Origin of the sequence: Xanthomonas melonis (assembly GCF_020783655.1) — a bacterium.
Lineage (GTDB): Bacteria > Pseudomonadota > Gammaproteobacteria > Xanthomonadales > Xanthomonadaceae > Xanthomonas > Xanthomonas melonis.
This window is the reverse complement of the sequence record NZ_JAJGQH010000005.1, coordinates 224,967-245,427: the sequence shown is the minus strand read 5'-3', so window position 1 is coordinate 245,427 and position 20,461 is coordinate 224,967. Positions and strand designations below refer to the sequence as shown.

Genomic DNA, 20,461 nt, shown 5'->3' with positions numbered 1-20,461 from the left:
GCAGCGATCATCATGCGGCGCGGCACCTGGGTGTCGCGCCGCATTGCGTTCAGCGCCTCCAGGTGACGCCGGCATCGGACGAGCGGGCAGTGCCAGCTCGCGGAAAACCTCTGCTCGCATTCCCGGGCGCGTAAAGAATGCCAAATCCACACCGACGGCAGTGCCGTCCATCGGTCGACGATCTCAGACGCGCGCGGCGGCCATGTCTGCGGCCAGCAGATCGACCGGCGCGGCGTACGGCTGGTGCCAGGGCGTCTGCAACCAGGCTTCCAGCGCGGCGGCAGGCATCGGCTTGGCGATCCAGTAGCCCTGGCCCTCGTCGCATCCCCAGGCTTGCAGCTGCGCATAGGCCTCGGCCGATTCGATGCCTTCGGCCACCACGCGCTGGCCCAGGCTGTGGCCGAGCTGGATCATCGCCGGCACCAGGGTGCGGTCGGTGCGGTTGTCCGGCAGCGAGCGAATGAAGGATTGATCGATCTTCAACGAGCGGGCCGGCAGTTGCTTGAGGTAGCTGAAGTTGCTGTAGCCGGTGCCGAAGTCGTCGATGGCGATGTGCACGCCCAGCGCGGCCACCGCGGCCAGTTGTTCGGCCAGATGTTCGGGATGGCGGATCATCGCGCTCTCGGTGAATTCGATCTCCAGCCGGCGCGGATCCAGTCTGTGGCGTTCCAGCCCGCGTCGCAGCAACGCCGCAAAGCCGGGGCGGTCCAGGTCGGCGGCCGATACGTTCAAGGCCAGATTGAAGTCCAGGCCCTGCCGCTGCCAGCGCGCGGCCTGGGCGATGCCGTTATCGATCACCCAGGCGGTGATGCGGTTGATCAATGCGGTCTTCTCGGCCATCGGCACGAAGTCCGAGGGCAGCACCGGGCCGATCATCGGGTGTTGCCAGCGCAGCAGCGCCTCGACCGCCACGCAGCGGTGGTCGTGCAGGTCCACACGCGGTTGGTAATGCAGGCGGAGCTGACTGGCGCTGTCCAGCGCCGCGGGCAGGGCGGCAAGCAGGCGGAAGGTCGAGCGCTGGGCCACGTCGTGCTTGCGTTCGTACCGGCTCCACGCCAGCCCGCGCTCGCGCGACACGTCCACGGCGGTGGTCAGCGAGCGGATGGTGTCGGCCGCACCATAACTGCTGTGCAAGGCCACCGCGCCGATCGAGGCCACTGCGGTATGCGGAATGCCCTGATGATCGAGCGGTTCGGCGAAGGCCTTCGACAGCCGGGTGCACAGGCTTGCCAGCCGCTGGTTCTCGGCCTGGGTGAGAAAGCCGAAGGTGGTCGGATCCAGCCGGTACAGCAGGGTGTCGCCCGGCAGGTAGGCGGCCAGCCGGCGCTGCGCCAGCGCCACGTAGCCGTCGGCATAATCCCAGCCGAGCGCCTTGACCATGTCGCGAAAGTAATCGCTGCCGCAGATATCGATCGCCACCGCGGTGGTGGCCGGCGCGGTTTCGCGCTGCGCCAGCCAGACATCCAGATCCTCGCCGAAGCGCGAGCGGTTGGGCAGGCCGGTGGCGCCATCGCGATAGGTGGTGCTGCGCAGGTTCTCCACCCGCAGCACTGCCAGATCGCGCAGCCCCTGCAGATGATCGAGCGCGTCGGCGTCCAGCGCGGTGCGGGGCGTGGTGCCGATCACGCATAAGGTGCCGATGCGGTGGCCGTCGCGCAGCGTCAACGGCGCGCCTGCGTAGAAGCGGATGAACGGTGGCCCCAGCACCAGCGGATTGTCGCTGAAGCGCGGGTCCAACCGCGCATCCAGCACCACCATAGTTTCGTCCGACGCGATGGCATGCGCGCAGAACGCCTGGTCGCGCGGCGTTTCGGGAGTTTCCATGCCAAGGCGTGCCTTGAACCACTGGCGGTGCGCGTCCACCAGCGAGACCAGCGCGATGTCGGCCCCCAGGCTGCGCGCTGCCAGCGCGGCAATGGTGTCGAACACCGGATCCGGCGGCGAATCCAGCAGGCACAGGCCACGCAGGACGGCCACGCGGCTGGCGTCGTCGATGACGGAAGGGGGCTGGGACACGGGGGCAGGGTCGGACGGCATGTTGCTCTATCGGCCTCTGCCGCATTCGCTTGACGCACGTGCCCCGTCTTATTCAGCTGCCAGCAGCGCAATCGCATGGTGCAGCGCAGGGCAAAGCACGTCCGTGTCCGCCGCTGGTCCGGGCAAAGGGCCGCGGTTTTCGCGTTGCAACACGCCTCTGCGCGAGCGGGCAAAGCCCGTCCCGTCATGCCGGCAGGCGATTCGGGCGCATCGGCTGGCCTGCGCCTGCGCGCGGACGCTCGAAAGTTAACGTTACCAGCGCTCGCCGACGGCAGTCTGCGCGCTCGGTCCACATCCAGGCGTTTTTTCGGTTCTGTGACCTGGGCGCGGCGCGCGCCATCGTGCTTCGCGCACGGTGGCCACTGCGGGCCCGGCCGCGCGCGCGCCGCCATGCCCGTGTTCCCCATCTTCTGGAGCCGATCATGAACATCTTCAATCGCCTGGCGCAGCGCGCCGTGCTGCTGGTTGCCGGGCTTGCGCTGACGTCGCTGGCCCACGCCGGTCTCTCCGTTTCCGGCACGCAATTACGCGAGTCCAACGGCAGTGCGCTGGTGTTGCGCGGAATCAATCTGCCGCATGCCTGGTTCGCCGACCGCACCGACACGGCGCTGGCGCAGATCGCCGCCACCGGCGCCAACAGCGTGCGCGTGGTGCTCAGCTCAGGCCATCGCTGGAACCGCACGCCGGAAGCGGAAGTGGCGCGCATCATCGCGCGCTGCAAGAGTCTGGGCCTGATCGCGGTGCTGGAAGTGCACGACACCACCGGTTATGGCGAAGAGGGCGCCGCCGGCAGCCTGGCCAATGCCGCCAGCTACTGGACCAGCGTGCGCGGTGCGCTGGTGGGGCAGGAGGATTACGTCATCATCAATATCGGTAACGAGCCGTTCGGCAACCGGCTCAGCGCCAGCGAATGGGTGACCGGGCACGCGCGTGCCATCGCCACGCTGCGCAATGCCGGCCTGACCCATGCGTTGATGGTGGACGCACCCAACTGGGGCCAGGACTGGCAGTTCTACATGCGCGACAACGCCGCGGCGTTGCTGGCCCAGGACAGCCGCCGCAATCTGGTTTTCAGCGTGCACATGTACGAAGTCTTCGGCAGCGATGCGCCGGTGGACAGCTATCTGCGCGCCTTCCGCAGCAACGGCCTGGCGCTGGTGGTAGGCGAGTTCGGCGCCGACCATCGCGGCGCGCAGGTGGACGAGGCGGCGATCATGCGCCGCGCGCGCGAGTACGGCGTTGGCTACATGGGCTGGTCGTGGTCGGGCAACGACAGCAGCAACCAGTCGCTGGATATCGTGCTGGGCTGGGATCCGGCCCGCCTGAGCAGCTGGGGGCGCACCCTGATCGAGGGCCCGGACGGTATTCGGGCGACCTCGCGCAAGGCCAGCGTCTTCGGTACCAGGCGGCGCTGAAGCGGCCAACGGAACATGGCGCGCAGTCGTCGGGTGGGGCGGCCGCGCGCGGTCATCGGGAACGTGCGCGCGACATCTGCCGGTTCCGGTCACCGGCCGCGCCCGGCTGGCGGTGAGCGCAGCGCCTTCGCCGACCGCGCCTGGCTGGACGCCCTGGCGCATGTTCGGGTGCGGCCTCCAGGGCGATCAGCGCCCGGGTTCGCGCAGCGGCCCGGGGCTCGGCCGTTTGGTCAGCTTGCGCTGCAGCGAGCGGCGGTGCATGCCCAGCAGACGCGCGGCCGCGGACACGTTGCCGCCGGTTTCGTGCAGCGCCTGCTGGATGTGCTCCCACTGCAGGCGGCTGAGCGGGGTCATCATGTCCTGTGCGGCCTCTTCCTCATCCGGCTCGGGCAGGTCGTCGTCCTCTTCGCCCAGCGCCCGCATGATGGTCGGGATGTTGGCCGGCTTGGGCAGGTAATCGTCGGCGCCGAGTTTGATGGCTTCCACCGCGGTGGCGATGCTGGCGTAGCCGGTGACCAGCAGGATGCGCATGTCGGCGCGGATCTCGCGCAGCGGCTGGATCAGGCTCAGCCCGGAATCGTGGCCGAGCTTGAGATCGATCAGGGCGAAGTCCGGCAATGCGCTGCGCGCAGTGGCGAGCGCGCTGGCGGCATCGGTGGCGGTCAGGGTTTCCACGCCGCGGCGTGCCAGGCTGCGCTGCAGCGTGCGCAGGTACAAGGTGTCGTCGTCGACCAACAGGCCGGTACGGATCGGAGTGCTTGTCATGCCAGGACCTCGTGGTCGGAAAGCGGCAGCCGGAACCCGACGCGGGCACCGCTGCCTTCGGCGGGCAGCATCCACAGCTCGCCCTGCAGGCGTTCGACGGTGGCATGCGACAAGGCCAGGCCAACGCCCATGCCGTCGTGTTTGCCGCTGTTGAACAAGGTACCGGGCAGCATGGCCTGCGCGGTGTCGAAGCCGGGCCCGTAGTCGCGCACCTCGCCGCTGAGGTGATCGTCTTCCACTCGAAGCGTGAGGTCGATCTGCGGGCGGCCGGCCCGCTCGCCGGCATCGGCGGCATTGTTGAGCAATACCATCAACAGGTGGCCGACGCCTGGCTGCAACAGCAAGCGCATCGGGGCGTCCTCGTTGCGGCGCAGCTCGATGGTGGGGCGCACCAGCCGCCATTGCTCCAGCACTTCCTTCACCGCGACTTCGCGGCTCAGATGGCCGTTGTCGGCCGGTGCGGCCAGCGCCAGCACGCGCTCGTGGCACTGCACCAGCAGCTCGCGCAAGGTGTCCAGGTCCTCGCGCAACTCGGCCTGATCGCATTGGTCGGCGATATCGTCCACCAGCAGCGTCATCGTCGCCAGCGGGGTGTTGAGTTCGTGCGCCACCGACGCCGCATGCGTGGCCAGCGCCACGATGCCCTCGTTGCGGGCGAAGCGCTCGCGCAGGGTGGAGATCTCGCGTTCGCGTTCGCGCATCGATAGCGCCAACCGCGTGGCGAAGGCCAGCACCACCACGGTGGAGAGCAGGAAGTTGGCCGCCATGCCCCACATGTGCAGGCTCAGCGGATCGAAGCTGCCGTACGGCAGCGGCAGGCCGAACGCTGCGCTGATCACGTAGCCGGCCACGCACGACGCCGCCACCGCCATCGCCCAGCCCAATGGCAGGGCCAGTGCGGCCAGCGCGATCAGCACCAGGAACAGCGAGCCGAACGGATTGGCGATGCCGCCGCTCCAGCCCACCATCCAGGTCAGCACGGTGACATCGACCAGGATGTGGCCGAATTCGGTGGCCGGGCCGACCGCGCTGCGGTGGGCGACGCGCAACTGCGCATACAGGTTGAACACCGCCAGTGCGGCTACGCCGGCCCACAGCGGTTGCTGCGGCAGGTTCAGGCCCATCAGGCCGGTGGCGACCAGGATGGTGGCGGCCTGGCCGGCCGTGGCCAGCCAGCGCAGGCTGCACAGGGTCCGCAGGAAGGAGGCGTCGGAGCTGTTCATCGCCACAATGCTATGCGCTCGGGGCAGTGGCGGCCTGCGACAAACCGTCGCATCGGCCGGCAGGACGGCCCGCAGCACGCTTCAGCTGTGAGCGGACGGAGGACAGGCTAAAATACGCCGATGCATGACGCCGTGACCCGCCCAACTCCTCCCGCCGACGCCACCGCCTGGCCGCGTCGCATCACCCAGGCCGTCAGGATCGGCAGCGTGACCGTGGGTGGAGGCCACCCGGTGGTCGTCCAGTCGATGACCAATACCGATACCGCCGACATCGCCGGCAGCGTCAAGCAGGTGGCCGAGCTGTGGCGCGCTGGCTCGGAGATGGTGCGCCTGACCGTCAACAACGCCGAGTCCGCTGCCGCCATCCCGCGCATCGTCGACAAGCTGCGCATGATGGGGATCGAAGTGCCGTTGATCGGCGACTTCCATTACAACGGCCATCAGCTGCTCGCCGCCGAGCCGGCCTGTGCGCAAGCGTTGGCCAAGTACCGCATCAACCCGGGCAACGTCGGCTTCGGCAAGAAGAAAGACCTGCAGTTCGGGCAGCTGATCGAATTCGCGATCAAGTACGACAAGCCGGTGCGCATCGGCGCCAACTGGGGCTCGCTGGACCAGTCGCTGGCGGCGCAGCTGATGGACGAGAACTCCAGGCGCGAGTCGCCCTGGGACGCCGGCCGCGTGCTGCGCGAGGCGCTGATCCGCTCGGCGGTGGATTCGGCCGAGCGGGCGGTGGAACTGGGCCTGCCGCGCGAGCGCATCATCCTGTCGGCCAAGGTCTCCGGCGTGCAGGAGCTGATCGCGGTGTACCGCGACATGGCCAGCCGCTGCGATTTCGCGTTGCACCTGGGGCTGACCGAAGCCGGCATCGGCAGCAAGGGCATCGTGGCCTCGGCCGCGGCATTGAGCGTACTGCTGCAGGAAGGCATCGGCGACACCATCCGTATTTCGCTGACGCCCGAGCCGGGCCAGCCGCGCACGCAGGAAGTGGTGGTGGCGCAGGAATTGCTGCAGACCACCGGCCAGCGCGCCTTCACGCCAATGGTCACCGCCTGCCCGGGCTGCGGCCGTACCACCTCCGAGTTCTTCCAGGAGCTGGCAGGCGTCGTGCAGAGCCATGTGCGCGCGCGCATGCCGGAATGGAAGATCTCCAACCCCGGCGCGGAGAACATGACCCTGGCGGTGATGGGCTGCGTGGTGAATGGGCCGGGCGAATCGCGTCACGCCAATATCGGCATCTCGTTGCCGGGCACCGGCGAAGCGCCATCGGCGCCGGTCTTCGTGGATGGTGAGAAGGCCGTCACCCTGCGTGGCGAGAACATCGCGCAGGACTTCATCGCGCTGATCGACCAGTATGTCGAACGCACCTATGTCCGACGCGCCGGCTGAATCGCCGGCCGGGTTCAAGGCGTGGTTGCGCCGTAACGCATGGCGCATGGGGCTGTTGTTCGTCGGCGTGCTGGTGCCGCTGGGCCTGTTCGTGGACCTGGCCGACGAAGTCCACGAGCTGGAAAACTTCTATTTCGACGAACCCTTGCTGTGGAGTCTGCGCAGCATTGCCACCCCGACGCTGGATACATTTTTCGGGGTGATCTCCAGGATCGGTTACCAGTACGGCGTGATCCCGGCCGATGTCGGCATCGTGCTGGTGCTGCTGGCGCTGCGGCGCTGGCGCGAAGGAACCTTCGCGGCGTTGGGCTTCGGCGGTTCGGCCTTGCTCAACATGGGCGCCAAGCAGTTCTTCCAGCGCGACCGGCCGAGCCTGTGGGAATCGATCGCGCCGGAGAGCACTTTCAGCTTTCCCAGCGGCCACGCGATGGGCTCGATGACCCTGGCGGCGGTGGTCATCGCACTGGCCTGGCGCACCCGCTGGCGTTGGCCGGTGACCATCGTGGCCAGTGCGTTCGCGTTGCTGGTCGGCGTGTCGCGCATCTACCTGGGCGTGCATTACCCCTCCGACATCCTGGGCGGCTGGTCGGCGGCGCTGGTGTGGGTGGTCGGCCTGTATCTGGTGATGTTCCGCGGCACGCGGCGCCCGCATTGGCGTCGCGTTCGCGTGTCGACCTGAGTGCATCCAGTTCTTCGCTATTTCAGCCAGGCGCCAGCAGATGGATGGGCGCATTGCATGCCCATCGATGTCTGCCTGGATCTCGTGCAGTCCACACCTGCATGCGGCGCACGAACAGCCATCCATGCGCTGACCGGCACGTCCAAGGTCTGGTACGGCGCGGCACTAGAACATCACGCGGTGGTCGCACCCGGTGACTTTCTCTACATCCCGGCCGGCATGCCGCATCAGTCTTACAACAATGGGGGCGCAGCCAGCGGTGGTGCTGCCTGAGCTGGATCACCTGCATGGATGACGGCGGGGCATGGGCGGTCATGCAGCAGCGCTGGAATTGCAGTGTCGAGCGGCTGCCTCGGACTGCAGTGTCCGCGTGGATGCTGCGATGAGCGCTATGCCTGGCCCCGCAGGGAGTGATTCTTTGCGGGGGCATGGCGCAGCAGCTGCAGGCCGGTCACGCTGCCGATCAGCGCGAGCAGCATCACGTAATAGCCCGCGCCCATCGGGTGCTGCTTGACCAGCATCACCACCAGCAGCGGCGTCAGCCCGCCGAAGACGGCATAGCCCAGGTTGTAGGCGAACGACACGCCGGACAGGCGCACCGCCGGCGGGAACATCTCGACCATGATGCGCGGGATCACGCCCAGGATGCCCAGTGCCGCGCCCAGTAGCGCGTACAGCGGAAACACCAGCTGCGGATCGCCGGCCAGGCGATAGAACAGCCACGCCGCTACACCGAGCAACAGGCTGCCGATGAGCAGCACGCGTCCGTTGCCATGGCGGTCGGCCAACGTACCGGCCACCACCGAACCCAGCGCCTGCAGCACGATCGCCAGGCTGTTGGCCTGCAGCGCCACCGCCGCCGGGTAGTGATAGCTGCTCTGCAACAGGCCGGGCGTCATCAACGACACCACCAGCACGCCGCCGGCCACCATCCAGGTCAGTGCCAGTGACCGCAGTACGCCGCGCCGATGATCGCGCAGCACCAGCTTGAGCGGGGTCTCGCGTGCGAGCGCGCGCATGGCGACCAGCTCTGCAAACACCGGCGTTTCGTGCAGCCAGCGCCGCAGATAGACCGATATCAGCCCGAACACCCCGCCGGCGAGGAACGGCAGGCGCCAAGCGTAGTCGGCGATCTCGGCAGTGGTGAAGTAGCGGTTGAGCGCGCCGGCGCCCAGTGAGCCAAGCAGCACGCCACCAGCCAGGCCGGCAGTCAGCGTGCCGCAGGCCAGCCCGGTGCGATGTGATGGCACATGCTCGGCCACGAAGACCCAGGCGCTGGGCACTTCGCCGCCGATCGCGGCGCCCTGCAACAGGCACGCGGCCAGCAGCAAGAGCGGCGCTGCCATGCCGATCTGCGCGTAGGTCGGCAACAGGCCGATGCACAGCGTGGGCAGTGCCATCAGCAACAGGCTCAAGGCGAACATGCGTTTGCGGCCGACCAGGTCGCCGAAATGGGCCATCACCATGCCGCCGAGCGGCCGCACCAGGTAGCCGGCCGCAAAGATGCCAAAGGTCTGCAGCTGCCGCATCCACTCTGGAATGCCGGGCGGGAAGAACAGCTGGCCCAGCACGGCGGCGAAGAAGATGAAGATGATGAAGTCATACAGTTCCAGTGCCCCGCCCAGTGCCGACAACGCCAGGGTCTTGTAGTCGCTCGCGCGCAGGGGCCTGGGGGCGGCGGGCGAGAGCGAGTCAGTGGTCACTGGCAGGCATCCTTGTAGGCGTGGGACGCGCGCAACGCCGCGCGTCGATGTGCCGCCATGCTAGCGCGGCCCTGCTGGCGGTACGGCGCGGCGTACTTGCCGGCGTGTGCGCAAATACGAACCGGCCGCCGCGCTCAGCCCAGGCTGGCCCGCGCTGCCGCTTCGGCATGCAGGGCGGTGGTATCGAACAACGGTACATGGGCGTCGCTGGCGTCCACCAGCAGCGCGATCTCGGTGCAGCCCAGCACGATGGCCTGCGCGCCATCGGCGACCAGGCCGGCCATGATCTGGCGGAACAGCAGGCGCGAGGATGCCTGGATCACGCCCTGGCACAATTCTTCGTGGATCACCCGGTGCAGCTGCGCGCGTGCCGCCTCCGGCGGGACCAGTACCTGCAGGCCGCGTGCTTGCAGGCGCAGGCGGTAGAACGGCTGCTCCATGGTGAAGCGCGTTCCCAATAGCCCGACGCGGGTGATGCCTGCGGCATTCAGCGCATCGGCGGTGGCGTCGGCGATATGCAACAGCGGCACCGACGTGGCCGCGGTGATGGCATCGGCCACGCAGTGCATGGTGTTGGTGCACAGCACCAGCAGCTCGGCACCGGCCGCCTGCAGTGCACGCGCAGCGTCCGCCATGGCATCGCCGGCCGCGTCCCAGTCGCCGGCCTGTTGCAGTCGTTCGATGGTCTGAAAATCCACGCTGTACAGCACCAGCCTGGCCGAATGCAGACCGCCACAGTCGCGCCGCACCGCCTGATTGATCAGCCGGTAATAGGTCTGGGTGGATTCCCAGCTCATGCCGCCGATCAGGCCAAGCGTCTTGACGGGTTTCAACGCGGTGGGTGCGGGTGGCATGCCGTAGGCCCTGGAGTGGCGAACACAACGTTGCGAAGCGTTGCCGGGTAGGGCGTGGACGACGCATCCAGACCCGGGAGTGTACGGGTGCTAAGAGAATTCCGGGTACCTGCCGCGCCGGTCGGGCGACTGCGCAGCAGGATGGTCGGCCGCGCCTACTCGCCCGGTTTGGCGCCTTCCACCGGCGCATGGGTGGCGGCACGGCGCGCCAGCACGGCTTCGCGGTGGGCGATGTAGACGTTGGCGCCGATGATGATGGCCGCACCGATCAGGGTATGGCGTTCGATCGCCTCGCCGAACAGCCACCATCCCAACAGCGCCACCAGCGGCAGCTGCATGAAGCTGATCGGCTGCAATGCCGAGACTTCGCCCAGCTTGAGCGCGCGCGTCCAGAACAACTGCCCGGCGGTGCCGAAGATGCCGGTGGCCAGCAGCCACAGCCAGTCGATGCCCTGCGGCCAGCTCCACTGGAACAGCGCGGGCAGCAGCGACATCGGCACCCAGAACACGTAGGTGTAGAACACCACCGTATCCGAATCGTCGCTGCGCGAGAGCTGCTTGATCTGGATCGCGACGATGGCGCTGATCACTGCCGCCAGCAGCGCCACCAGCAGGCCCGGGCTGAAGGTGGACGAGCCCGGTCGCAGGATCACCAGCACACCGATGAAGCCCGCCGCCACCGCCAGCCAGCGCCGCATGCGCACTTGTTCCTGCAGCCACACCACTGCCAGCACGGTGACGAACAAAGGGGTGGAGTAGGACAGCGAGATGGCCTGCGACAACGGCAGATGCCCGATCGCCCAGAATCCGCACAGCATCGAGGCCAGGCCGATCAGGGTGCGGGCGAAGTATTGCGGCAGCTGGCGTGTGCGCGGCAGCGGCTTGCCCGGACGCACGATCAATGGCAACAGTGCCAGCAAGCCGAAGGCATTGCGGAAGAACGCGATCTCGGTGGTGGGGATGTGCGCGGACGCCAGGCGGATGCTGATGGCCATCAGCCCGAAGGCGAGCGTGCTGATCAGCATCCAGATGGCGGCGCGTATCGGCGCCGGCGCTGCCGTCACCAATGCGCTCCGATGATGCGCGGCTCCGGCTCCAGGATCACCGAGTAGCGCTCGCGCACCGATTCGGCGATGCGCCGCGCGAAATCCAGCAGCTGCGCGCCGCTGGCAGTGCCGTAGTTGACCAGCACCAGCGCGTGATCGGGCGACACGCCGGCATCGCCTTCGCGCCGCCCCTTCCAGCCGCATTGCTCGATCAACCACGCCGCCGACAACTTGCCCTGGCCGGCGTGCTCGCCTGGGTACACCGGCAGCTCGGCGAAGCTGGCCTGCAAGGCGGCGATCTGCTCGCTCGGCAGCAATGGGTTCTTGAAGAAACTGCCGGCATTGCCCAGCACATCCGGATCCGGCAGCTTGCGCCGGCGGATGTTGATCACCGCCTGCGCCACCTCGGCCGCACCGGCCAGCTCGGCCCCCATGCTGGCCAGTTCCTCGCGGATGCCCGCGTAGTCCAGCCGTAGTTCGTGCAGCAGCGGCAGGTTGAACTCCACCGCCACGATCAGGTAACGCTCGGGCTGCTGCTTGAACACGCTGTCGCGGTAGCCGAATGCGCAGTCGTCTGCAGCCAGTCGCACGAACTGCTGGCTCTGCCGATCGAAGGCCTCCACCGCGTGGATGAACTCGCCCACCTGCGCACCGTATGCGCCGATGTTCTGGATCGGGCTGGCGCCCACGGTACCGGGGATCAGCGCCAGATTCTCCAGGCCCGACAGGCCCTGCTGCAGCGAATACAGCACCAGCGCATGCCAGTTCGCGCCGGCACCGGCACGCACGATGGCGTGGTCGGCATGGTGCGCAATGATCGCGATGTCGCGGTTGTCGAAACACAGCACGCAACCCGGCGGGTCGCCGGCCAGCAGCACGTTGCTGCCGCTGCCCAGCACCAGCAGCGGTTCGCCCGCGATCTGCGGCGCTGCCAGCGCCTGCGGCAAGGCCCCGGGCGTGTCGATGCGCAGCAGCCAGCGTGCGGTGGCCTCCACATGAAACGTGTTCAATTCACGCAGCGAGGCGTGTTCGCTCAGGCGCCAGCCCGGTTGCACGGCCTCGCTCATAGCGGCGACACCGCTCCACCGCTGGGTGCCTCGCGGCGGCGGCGGATCGCATCCACGCATTCGCCGATCAGCGGTGGCCCGCGATACACCAGGCCGCTATAGCACTGCACCAGACTCGCGCCAGCGGCCATTTTCGCCACCGCATCGGCGCCGGAGGTGATGCCGCCCACGCCGATCAGCGGAATCGCTTCGGGCAGGCGCGCGCGCAGGCGGCGCAGCACCAGGGTGGACTGCCCCAGCAGCGGTGCGCCGGACAGACCACCGGCCTCGGCGGCCAGCGGGTGATTGGCCACCAGCGTGCGCGTGACCGTGGTGTTGGTGGCGATCACGCCGTCCACGGCCAGATCGGCCAATACGCGCGCGGCCGCATCGATGTCGCGGTCGTTGAGGTCCGGCGCCACCTTCACCAGCATCGGCACGCGCTTGCCATGTTGCGCGCCCAGCGCTTCCTGGGTTTCGCGCAGCTCGGCGATCAGGCGCCGCAGCGCCTGTTCTTCCTGTAGCTCGCGCAGTCCGGCGGTATTGGGCGAGGAGATGTTGACGGTGATGTAGTCGGCCAGGGGGTACACCCGCTCCATGCAGTAGCGGTAATCGCCTGTGGCCTCTTCGTTGGGGGTGTCCTTGTTCTTGCCGATGTTGATGCCGAGCAGGCCGTCGCGCCGGCGCGCACGCTGCACATTGGCCACCAGCGCATCCACACCCAGATTGTTGAAGCCCATGCGGTTGATCACCGCCTGATACTCGGGCAGGCGGAACATGCGTGGCTTCGGATTGCCCTCCTGCGCGCGCGGGGTCACTGTGCCGATCTCGACGAAGCCAAAGCCCAGCGCCATCAGCGCGTCGATATGTTCGCCATTCTTGTCCAGCCCGGCGCCGAGCCCGACCGGATTGGGAAACATCAGCCCGAAGGCGGGCGTGGGCAGCGGCACCGGGCGCCTGGCCAGCAGCGCGATGGTGCCGGCGCGGTAGGCGGTCTCGATCGAGCGCAATGCCAGCGCGTGGGCGCGTTCGGCATCCAGGGAAAACAGCAGGGGGCGGGCAAGCGAATACATGCGGGTCAGTTCAAACTCCCGGCGAAGATGCGGGTCTGGTAATGGAAGTCGATCACCCCGTCGTGCGCGTACGCATCGAACAGGGCGCGTAGCGCGGCCAGCATCGGCGCATGCCGCGCATCGTGCGCCAGCGGCGCATACGAAGAGGACAGCAGCCGGCCACGCAAGGCGTCGAAATCCAGCCGCTGCACGTTCGGAAAACGCGCCATCGCCCGGAACCCACCGCCGAACCAGGCCTGCATGGTGGCATCGTCCTGATAGCGTTCGGCCACCGCCGAATAGTCGGTGCCGTAGTCCAGCAACAGTTGTTCGTAGCCGCGCAGGAAGGCGGTGCTCTCCAGTTCGCGCGAGTTCCAGTACACCACCGCCAGGCCACCGGGCTGCAGGATGCGGGCCCACTCGCTGCGCACCGCCTGCATGTCGAACCAGTGGAAGGCCTGCGCTGCCGACACCAGGCCCACGCTGGCATCGGCCAGCCCGGTCGCCTCGGCGGTACCGTCGATCGCCTGGAACCGGGGAAATTCCGCCAGCCATTGCTGCGCGGCCGCGCGCATGGCCGGGTTCGGTTCCACCGCGGTGACTGCGTAGCCGGCTTCCAGGAACAGGCGGCTGGAGATGCCGGTGCCGGCGCCGATATCGGCCACCGGCAGAGCAGGGGTGACGCCCAATTCGTCGTGTAGCCAGAGCAGCAGCTGCGGCGGATAACTCGGCCGGTAGCGAACATACGCCGCCACCCGGTCGTTGAAGCGCTGTGCCGAGGAGGGCGCGGCCGTACTCAACTGTTGGCGGCCGCCAGCCACGCCATGCCACCGAAGAACAGGACGAAAACGGCAACGCCCAACACCCACAGTGCCAGGGCCAGCCAGCCCAGGATCAGGCCGCCGATCGCCAGCCCGTCGCCGTCCAGCCCCTGCGGATTGCGGCGGATTTCCGCGCGCGCCATGTGCCCCGTGATGATGGCGCAGACGCTGCCGAGGAACGGAATCAACGTCCAGCCGAGAATGCCGGCCACCAGGCTGACGATGGCCATGGCGCTGGTCTGTCGAACGACAACGTTCATCATGAACTCCTTGAGGGGCCGGCAGCCGGCGGCTGGCGTGGCACGATTATCCCAGAGCGGCCGCCCAAAAGGCGTGCCGGTTGAGGCGAACCGTGCGGTATGGCCGGCTTCGAGCGGGGCCAGCGGAGCCGGGGCAAGCTGCGACAACGCATCGAACGCGCGCGGGATGCGTCGGCGGCATGGCCGGGCAGGAGCGAACGGCTGGGTGCAGGCATGCGTTCAAGACTGCCGGGTCCAGCCGGATCACACGCCCTGCATGCAGCAAGAGCTGCCTCTTTGCACGCCGCGGGGGTGTCCCAACGCGCCGGAGCAGTGTCCGGCGCGAGGGCCTGGCATCAGAGATCGAACTTGATGCCCTGGGCCAGCGGCAGCGAATCGGAGTAGTTGATGGTGTTGGTCTGGCGGCGCATGTAAACCTTCCACGCGTCCGAACCGGATTCGCGGCCACCGCCGGTTTCCTTCTCGCCACCGAACGCACCACCGATTTCCGCACCGGAGGTGCCGATGTTGACGTTGGCGATGCCGCAATCGCTGCCCGCCGCCGACAGAAACTTCTCGGCTGCTTTCAGGTTCTGGGTGAAGATCGACGACGACAGGCCTTGCGGCACGCCGTTCTGCAACTCGATCGCCTCGTCCAGCGTGCTGTACTTCATCACGTACAGGATCGGCGCGAAGGTTTCGTGCTGCACCACCGCGTCGCTGTTCTGCAGCCCGGTCACGATCGCCGGCAGCACGAAGTTACCGGGGCGGTCGATGGCGGTGCCGCCGATTTCCACCGTGCCGCCGGCTGCCTTGGCCTTGGCGATCGAGGCCAGGAACTGCTCCACCGCGCCCTGGCTGTTGAGCGGACCCATCAGGTTGGCCGGGTCGGTGGGGTCGCCGATCTTGCCGTCGAGCTGCTTGTAGGCCTTGATCAGCGTGGCCAGCACGGTGTCGTAGCGGGACTCGTGCACGATCAGGCGGCGGGTGGTGGTGCAGCGCTGGCCCGCGGTGCCGACCGCGCCGAACACGATGCCGGGAATCGCCAGCTTCAGGTCGGCGGTTTCATCCAGGATGATGGCGTTGTTGCCGCCCAGTTCCAGCAGGCAACGGCCGAGCCGGCGGGCCACTTTTTCGGCCACCACGCGGCCGATCTGGGTCGAACCGGTGAAGCTGATCAGCGGAATGCGCTTGTCGTCGACCAGCGTCTCCGACAGCGCGGTGCCGGCATCGTTGATCAGGAAGAAGATGTCCGGGAAGCCGGCATCCTTGAGCGCCGCGTTGCAGATCTTCATCGTCGCGATCGCGGTCAGCGGCGTCTTGTTGGACGGCTTCCAGATGCAGATATCGCCGCAGATCGCTGCCAGGAACGCATTCCACGCCCACACCGCCACCGGGAAATTGAACGCACTGATGATGCCCACCAGCCCCAGCGGCTGGTACTGCTCGTACATGCGGTGGCCGGGACGCTCCGAATGCATGGTGTAGCCGTAGAGCATGCGGCTCTGGCCCACCGCGAAATCGGCGATATCGATCATCTCCTGCACTTCGCCGTCGCCTTCGGGCTTGCTCTTGCCCATCTCCAGCGCCACCAGCGAACCAAGGGCATCCTTGTGCGCGCGCAGCGCTTCGCCACACAGACGCACCGCTTCGCCGCGACGCGGCGCCGGCGTGGTACGCCACACCTTGAAGGCGGCCTGCGCACGCGCCACGATCAGCTCGTAGTCGTCCGGCGTGGTGGCCTGCACATCGGCGATCACCACGTTGGTGGTCGGATTGAGCGGCTGCAGCACCCCAGCACCGGTGGCCTGCGACCAGGTCGCTTCGCCGAGATAGGTGCCGGAATTGGACGCGGCGAGGTCGAGCGCCTTGAGCAGGTCAGCGGACATGGGATCTCCTGGAAACGGTGGCGGTCGCGCGGCGGCGAGACCGGCCCACGACACGGGTAGCCGGCGATTTTAGCAGGCTCCACCCACCCCGGCCGACTTGGCAAGCTGGCTGAACATGCGACAATGCCGCCCTTGGCCCCGTAGCTCAGCTGGATAGAGCGTCCCCCTCCTAAGGGGAAGGTCGCCCGTTCGAATCGGGCCGGGGTCACCAAGATCAGTCAGGTGAGCGCTAGCTAGATCGAACCGCTGTACTTACTTCTTCAGTTGCGTTGGGCGCTTGTTTGATTGAGTCGGAACTTGCCTGCTGCCGTATCGCGCCTTCACACGCATTTCCAAAGTTGACCATCCGTCAAATCTGACTGATACTCTGTTTTGGCGTGTTTGAGATGTGCTAATGCTGCGGGAATTCGGGTTCAGCAACTACTACGGCTTCCGCGAAGGGATAACTGTCTCTTTTGAGCTCGGTGCTAATTGCCCAAAAACGATATCGAACGGCTTGTCCGTCAGTACAATAATGTGCGTTAAAGGCGCGAATGCAGCAGGTAAAACGACGGTTTTGCGGGCGCTGTCGTTTGTTGGAGAGTTTGCCACAAAGTCTTTCAGTGCTAAGCCAAATGCTGCTATACCTATAGCTTCTTATTTCCGCTCCGAGGACCCTACTGAATTTTTTGTAGACTTCGAGGTCGGCGGCGTTCGCTATATTTATGAAGCAGCTATGACGGATAGGACGGTCGTAAGCGAAGAGATTTTTCGGAAGGTTAAAAAGAAAACGTCGCTCCTAAGGCGAGAGGGCGATCGTATCGTCTCAAACATCGCTGATTGGTCGCTCCTTAAGGTCATGAAGCTACGTAGCAATGTTTCGGTGATAGCTACGGCACGTCAGTATGATTTTTCTGAATTGGATGGGGTTTTTAATTTCTTTTCAAGCATTAACGGAAACGTGGCTTTTTCGGGTTTGTTGTATGAGAAGGCTTCACTTTCAGATGTCGCTAAAGAGCTATATGCCGACCCGGATAGGCGGGATTTTGTAGAAGGTTTTCTGAAAGAAGTGGATGCTGGAATAACTCAGTTTGTTGTTTATGAGTTCAAAGAGCCAGACCCTGTTGATCCTGAGAAAGACAAGAAGACTTATGTTCCATTTTTTGTACACGGTGCGCCTGAGAATGCAATCACTTGGCATACAGAGTCCAGTGGGACAAGAGCGCTTGTTCATAAGCTTTCAAAAATAAAGCAAGCCATTCGATCGGGTGGGGTCCTGCTCGCCGACGAACTAGATCTACACTTGCATCCAAAGATCGTTCCGAAACTCTTGCAGCTTTTTACGTGTTCTCAGTCTAATCCCCATTGTGCTCAGCTTGTTTTTACGACGCACCAGTCAGATGTTCTGGATATAGCGGGGAAATACAGAACTCTCATTGTAAGCAAGCGAGACAATGAGAGCTTTGGTTATCGTCTCGACGAGGTTGCAGGCGATCTTGTTAGGAATGATCGTCCCGTTGCGCCAATTTATGATGCTGGCAAGATCGGAGGGGTGCCGCGTGTATGACTAAGTTTGGCAATGCGCGTAAGGATGCGTTCCTTCAGGAGTTACCCCGGAATGAGCTCGCTTCGAAGGATGATTGCCTCACATCAAGATGTAAATTCAATTTTCATTACTTTGTACCTGACTCACCTGGTCAGGATTGGGGCGACTGGGGTGTAGTGGGGCTCAGTAAGCTGCTTCGGAAACTTCAGATGTATTCGGAAAGATCATTGTCAGATTGGGAAAACGAGAGGGCTGGGGGGTTGCGGCTGCTCACGTTTTACAATGACTTCCCGCTGCGATCAGAGTTTAAACATCCCCAAAATGTTCCTCATGACGTGCGATGGGGGCGCTTCAGGCTTGAGCAAAAAATAAGGCTTGTTGGTTTTGCTGTTCCCACTGAAAAAAAAGGGATTGAACACATTAAAACCAAGCAAAGGTTCTGTACCAATACCTTCTATGTAGTATTTCTCGATCGCGAGCATAAGTTCTATATCACAGAAAAGGCCTGAAAGCTTTCAAATGCTCACCGGGGTTTCATCGCCGCCAGATGTTGGATGCGCACAGTGTTTCTCTTCGGTGCCGTAGTGGGCATGACCAGCTAAGGCTTCCACTATCACCTTAGAGTCACATCACCCAGCGCTGTGTAGGCGCAGAAGGTGTGACGTAGTCGATCAGGTGGCCTCAGATAGCAGTTCGCTCCGAATATCGCTGAACCAAGCCAACATTGTGTTTTTGGAAGATGATGAGGGGCCTGATAGATGGCGTAATGCCGATCTGGCGTAGCGGCTTAGGAGAACCCCCGTTTTTTCCTGATTTTGTCCGGTCGGCGACGATTTCGTCAAGTTCTTAGCGATCACAGATGGTATCCAGTGGATTGCTTGGGTTCAAGGCAATACAACTGCGGTAGTTACTTCGCCATTAGCGGGATCACTTGCAGAGCGCTGGCTTCCTGCCTAGATCCCCAATGGGGACCACAGGGTATGCGTCCTGAGCGTGTTCATCAGCACAATATCATCCTACGATAACGTCAAACTACGGAGTGTTCGAGCACATCGTCGGCCCGCCAGCTTCGTCGATAACACATTCACCGATGCCGCACCACCCGGACCCCCACCGGCCTTGCGAACTTGTCCATCGACACCGTCGAGATGCGGCTATGGCGGAGCAGCGGGCCGAGTTGCGCGGTGGCGCCCAGGCGTCGGTCCACGTTGGGCTCGGGGACGGTGCGGGGGCGTTTGCGTTTGTCGGCGTTGGCGAAGCGCAGGCGGTTGTATTCGGCCCAGCCGACGGTGGTGATGGCGCTCATCAGTGCGATCACCGGCAGCGCGCCCAGCGCGAACGGGTCCAGGGCGTTGTGCTCGAGATACAGCTCCATATAGGCGCTGCGCAGGCCGAAGAACCAGGCGATCAGCGTTGCCAACGGTGCCCACAGATAGAAGTAGACCATCCAGGCGCCGGCGGTGGCCGCGCCATAGGCGAGGCGGCGCGAGCGGCCGAGGCGTTGCGGCAGGTTGATGATGGGTGGCGTCATTGAATTCCTCGGTCGGGACTTTTCCAGCGAGCGCGCGTATTGCGTCTGGCGATGAGCGCGCGGGGGAGGGCGATCACGGAGGTGAACATGCCGATCGCCCAGAACGCGGCCGGGTACCAGATCACCCAGAAGAACTGGCGTGCCAGGCCCTTTTCGTAGCGGCGCTCGATCAGCAGGCTGGTGCCGAACTGCAGCAGGCACACCACCGCCAGCACCAGGCCGTGCCAGCGCGGCAGGATGGTGTCCACGTACAGTGCGGGCGGCAGCGCGATGAACTTGCCCAGCGCCCACAGCACGACGATCAGCAGCATCACGTAAGCCCAGATCAGGCTCAGGCCGTACTCAAGCAGCACGCCCCACATGCGCCGGCTGCGCCAGGCGAGCGCGCGCCGGCCATGGCTGAGCAGCACCTCCACCCCGCCGCGTGCCCAACGCAGGCGTTGCATCCACAGCCCGCGGAAGGTTTCCGGCATCAGGATCCAGCACAACGCGTTGGGCTCATAGCGGATGTCCCAGCCGTCCAGTTGCAGGCGCCAGGAAATGTCGATGTCTTCGGTGACCATGTTGTCCGACCAGAAGCCGACGTGGTGCAGGGCCGAACGGCGAAACGCGCAGATCACGCCGGAAACGGTGAACAGCCGGCCGTACACACGCTGCGCGCGCTTGATCAGCCCCACGATGGCGGAGAACTCGCCTACCTGCATGCGTCCCATCAAGGTGGTGCGGTTGCGCACGCGTGGGTTGCCGGTCACGCCGCCTACGCGTGGGCCGGCGATCAGATGGCCCACCATCCAGCGCGTCGCGTTGGGATCGAGGATCGCATCGGCATCCACGCACACCAGGTAGTCCGAGCGCGCGGCCAGGGTGCCGACGCGCAAGGCATTGGCCTTGCCGTGGTTCTGTTCGAGGTGTACCACGCGCAGGCGCGGGTGCTGATGGGTCAGATCGTCCAGCACCTCGGCGGTGCGGTCGGTGCTGCCATCGTTGATCGCGATGATCTCGTAGTCGGGATACTGCTGTGCGCTCATCGCCGCGATGGTTTCGGCGACGTGTTTGGCCTCGTTGTAGCAGGGCATCAGCAGCGTGACGAACGGTTCGCTGGCCATCGACGGTGGCCGGGACGGGCCGGGCGTGCCGCGTTCGCGCCGCAGGTAGTAATGGATGCCGCCGATCATCCAGAAGAACGCCATGACGATCGGGTAGTAGAACGCAAAGTTGAACAGGGCGACCAGTAACAGGCTGGACGTCAT

At 65.3% G+C, this 20,461-nt stretch carries 19 protein-coding genes and 1 tRNA gene; 7 read left to right on the top strand and 13 right to left on the bottom strand.

What is annotated here, in order from left to right; all coding sequences use genetic code 11:
• Window positions 1-183: 183 nt before the first annotated feature.
• Window positions 184-2,037 carry a putative bifunctional diguanylate cyclase/phosphodiesterase gene (locus LL964_RS07155; protein WP_104586419.1) on the bottom strand — a complete coding sequence of 618 codons (1,854 nt, stop codon included), beginning with the start codon at window positions 2,035-2,037 and terminating at the stop codon, window positions 184-186.
• A 422-nt stretch (window positions 2,038-2,459) separates the two neighbouring features.
• Here LL964_RS07155 and LL964_RS07150 point away from each other — a divergent pair, with 422 nt between their 5' ends.
• Window positions 2,460-3,452 (top strand): glycoside hydrolase family 5 protein, encoded by a 993-nt coding sequence (locus LL964_RS07150; protein WP_104586418.1) that lies wholly within the window; start codon window positions 2,460-2,462, stop codon window positions 3,450-3,452.
• Window positions 3,453-3,638: 186 nt separating this feature from the next.
• Here the strand turns inward: LL964_RS07150 and LL964_RS07145 are convergent, their stop codons facing one another.
• Together LL964_RS07145 and LL964_RS07140 are read right to left on the bottom strand one after the other, a co-directional pair.
• On the bottom strand, window positions 3,639-4,217 hold the full coding sequence (locus LL964_RS07145; protein WP_104586416.1) for a response regulator transcription factor: 579 nt from the start codon (window positions 4,215-4,217) through the stop codon (window positions 3,639-3,641).
• Window positions 4,214-5,440, bottom strand: a complete 1,227-nt coding sequence (locus LL964_RS07140; protein WP_104586414.1) for an ATP-binding protein — start codon at window positions 5,438-5,440, stop codon at window positions 4,214-4,216. The genes LL964_RS07145 and LL964_RS07140 overlap by 4 nt, the downstream gene beginning before the upstream one ends.
• A 120-nt stretch (window positions 5,441-5,560) precedes the next feature.
• Here LL964_RS07140 and ispG point away from each other — a divergent pair, with 120 nt between their 5' ends.
• Genes ispG through LL964_RS07125 form a run of 3 tightly spaced genes read left to right on the top strand, consistent with a single transcriptional unit; the run spans window position 5,561 to window position 7,778 of the window.
• On the top strand, window positions 5,561-6,826 hold the full coding sequence (ispG, locus tag LL964_RS07135; RefSeq protein WP_104586411.1) for a flavodoxin-dependent (E)-4-hydroxy-3-methylbut-2-enyl-diphosphate synthase: 1,266 nt from the start codon (window positions 5,561-5,563) through the stop codon (window positions 6,824-6,826).
• On the top strand, window positions 6,807-7,505 hold the full coding sequence (locus LL964_RS07130; RefSeq protein ID WP_104586409.1) for a phosphatase PAP2 family protein: 699 nt from the start codon (window positions 6,807-6,809) through the stop codon (window positions 7,503-7,505). Before ispG ends, LL964_RS07130 begins: the two co-directional genes overlap by 20 nt.
• 57 nt (window positions 7,506-7,562) lie before the next feature.
• On the top strand, window positions 7,563-7,778 hold the full coding sequence (locus LL964_RS07125; protein WP_228329399.1) for a cupin domain-containing protein: 216 nt from the start codon (window positions 7,563-7,565) through the stop codon (window positions 7,776-7,778).
• Window positions 7,779-7,894: 116 nt separating this feature from the next.
• Here the strand turns inward: LL964_RS07125 and LL964_RS07120 are convergent, their stop codons facing one another.
• The 8 genes from LL964_RS07120 to amaB form a co-directional block, all read right to left on the bottom strand.
• Window positions 7,895-9,208, bottom strand: a complete 1,314-nt coding sequence (locus tag LL964_RS07120; protein WP_104586407.1) for an MFS transporter — start codon at window positions 9,206-9,208, stop codon at window positions 7,895-7,897.
• A 134-nt stretch (window positions 9,209-9,342) separates the two neighbouring features.
• Window positions 9,343-10,062: an aspartate/glutamate racemase family protein gene (locus tag LL964_RS07115; protein WP_104586405.1), complete on the bottom strand. Its 720-nt coding sequence runs from the start codon at window positions 10,060-10,062 to the stop codon at window positions 9,343-9,345.
• Between the two features lie 155 nt (window positions 10,063-10,217).
• Window positions 10,218-11,129 carry a DMT family transporter gene (locus LL964_RS07110; protein WP_104586403.1) on the bottom strand — a complete coding sequence of 304 codons (912 nt, stop codon included), beginning with the start codon at window positions 11,127-11,129 and terminating at the stop codon, window positions 10,218-10,220.
• Window positions 11,123-12,175, bottom strand: coding sequence for a UDP-N-acetylmuramate dehydrogenase (murB, locus tag LL964_RS07105; protein WP_104586401.1), 1,053 nt, complete (start codon window positions 12,173-12,175; stop codon window positions 11,123-11,125). The genes LL964_RS07110 and murB overlap by 7 nt, the downstream gene beginning before the upstream one ends.
• Window positions 12,172-13,227: a quinone-dependent dihydroorotate dehydrogenase gene (locus tag LL964_RS07100; RefSeq protein WP_104586399.1), complete on the bottom strand. Its 1,056-nt coding sequence runs from the start codon at window positions 13,225-13,227 to the stop codon at window positions 12,172-12,174. Before LL964_RS07100 ends, murB begins: the two co-directional genes overlap by 4 nt.
• 5 nt (window positions 13,228-13,232) lie before the next feature.
• A complete protein-coding gene (locus LL964_RS07095) occupies window positions 13,233-14,006 on the bottom strand; it encodes a class I SAM-dependent methyltransferase (RefSeq protein WP_104586494.1) in 774 nt (257 codons plus the stop codon).
• The gene (locus tag LL964_RS07090; protein WP_104586397.1) at window positions 14,003-14,287 is read right to left on the bottom strand and encodes a DUF4190 domain-containing protein; all 285 of its coding nucleotides are present in this window, start codon (window positions 14,285-14,287) and stop codon (window positions 14,003-14,005) included. The genes LL964_RS07095 and LL964_RS07090 overlap by 4 nt, the downstream gene beginning before the upstream one ends.
• 335 nt (window positions 14,288-14,622) lie before the next feature.
• Window positions 14,623-16,155 (bottom strand): L-piperidine-6-carboxylate dehydrogenase, encoded by a 1,533-nt coding sequence (amaB, locus tag LL964_RS07085; RefSeq protein ID WP_104586393.1) that lies wholly within the window; start codon window positions 16,153-16,155, stop codon window positions 14,623-14,625.
• A 134-nt stretch (window positions 16,156-16,289) separates the two neighbouring features.
• Between amaB and LL964_RS07080 the strand changes: the two genes are divergently transcribed.
• The 3 genes from LL964_RS07080 (at window position 16,290) to LL964_RS07070 (ending at window position 18,189) form a co-directional block, all read left to right on the top strand.
• Window positions 16,290-16,366 (top strand) — tRNA-Arg (locus tag LL964_RS07080).
• 183 nt (window positions 16,367-16,549) lie between these two features.
• The gene (locus tag LL964_RS07075; RefSeq protein ID WP_104586391.1) at window positions 16,550-17,701 is read left to right on the top strand and encodes an AAA family ATPase; all 1,152 of its coding nucleotides are present in this window, start codon (window positions 16,550-16,552) and stop codon (window positions 17,699-17,701) included.
• Window positions 17,698-18,189 (top strand): hypothetical protein, encoded by a 492-nt coding sequence (locus LL964_RS07070; RefSeq protein WP_146092329.1) that lies wholly within the window; start codon window positions 17,698-17,700, stop codon window positions 18,187-18,189. The genes LL964_RS07075 and LL964_RS07070 overlap by 4 nt, the downstream gene beginning before the upstream one ends.
• Window positions 18,190-18,764: 575 nt before the next feature.
• On the opposite strand, the gene pgaD is transcribed toward LL964_RS07070, so the two are convergent.
• Together pgaD and pgaC are read right to left on the bottom strand one after the other, a co-directional pair.
• The gene (gene pgaD, locus LL964_RS07065; protein ID WP_104586387.1) at window positions 18,765-19,211 is read right to left on the bottom strand and encodes a poly-beta-1,6-N-acetyl-D-glucosamine biosynthesis protein PgaD; all 447 of its coding nucleotides are present in this window, start codon (window positions 19,209-19,211) and stop codon (window positions 18,765-18,767) included.
• Entirely contained in the window at window positions 19,208-20,461 is a 1,254-nt protein-coding gene (gene pgaC, locus LL964_RS07060) for a poly-beta-1,6-N-acetyl-D-glucosamine synthase (RefSeq protein WP_104586385.1), read from the bottom strand. The genes pgaD and pgaC overlap by 4 nt, the downstream gene beginning before the upstream one ends.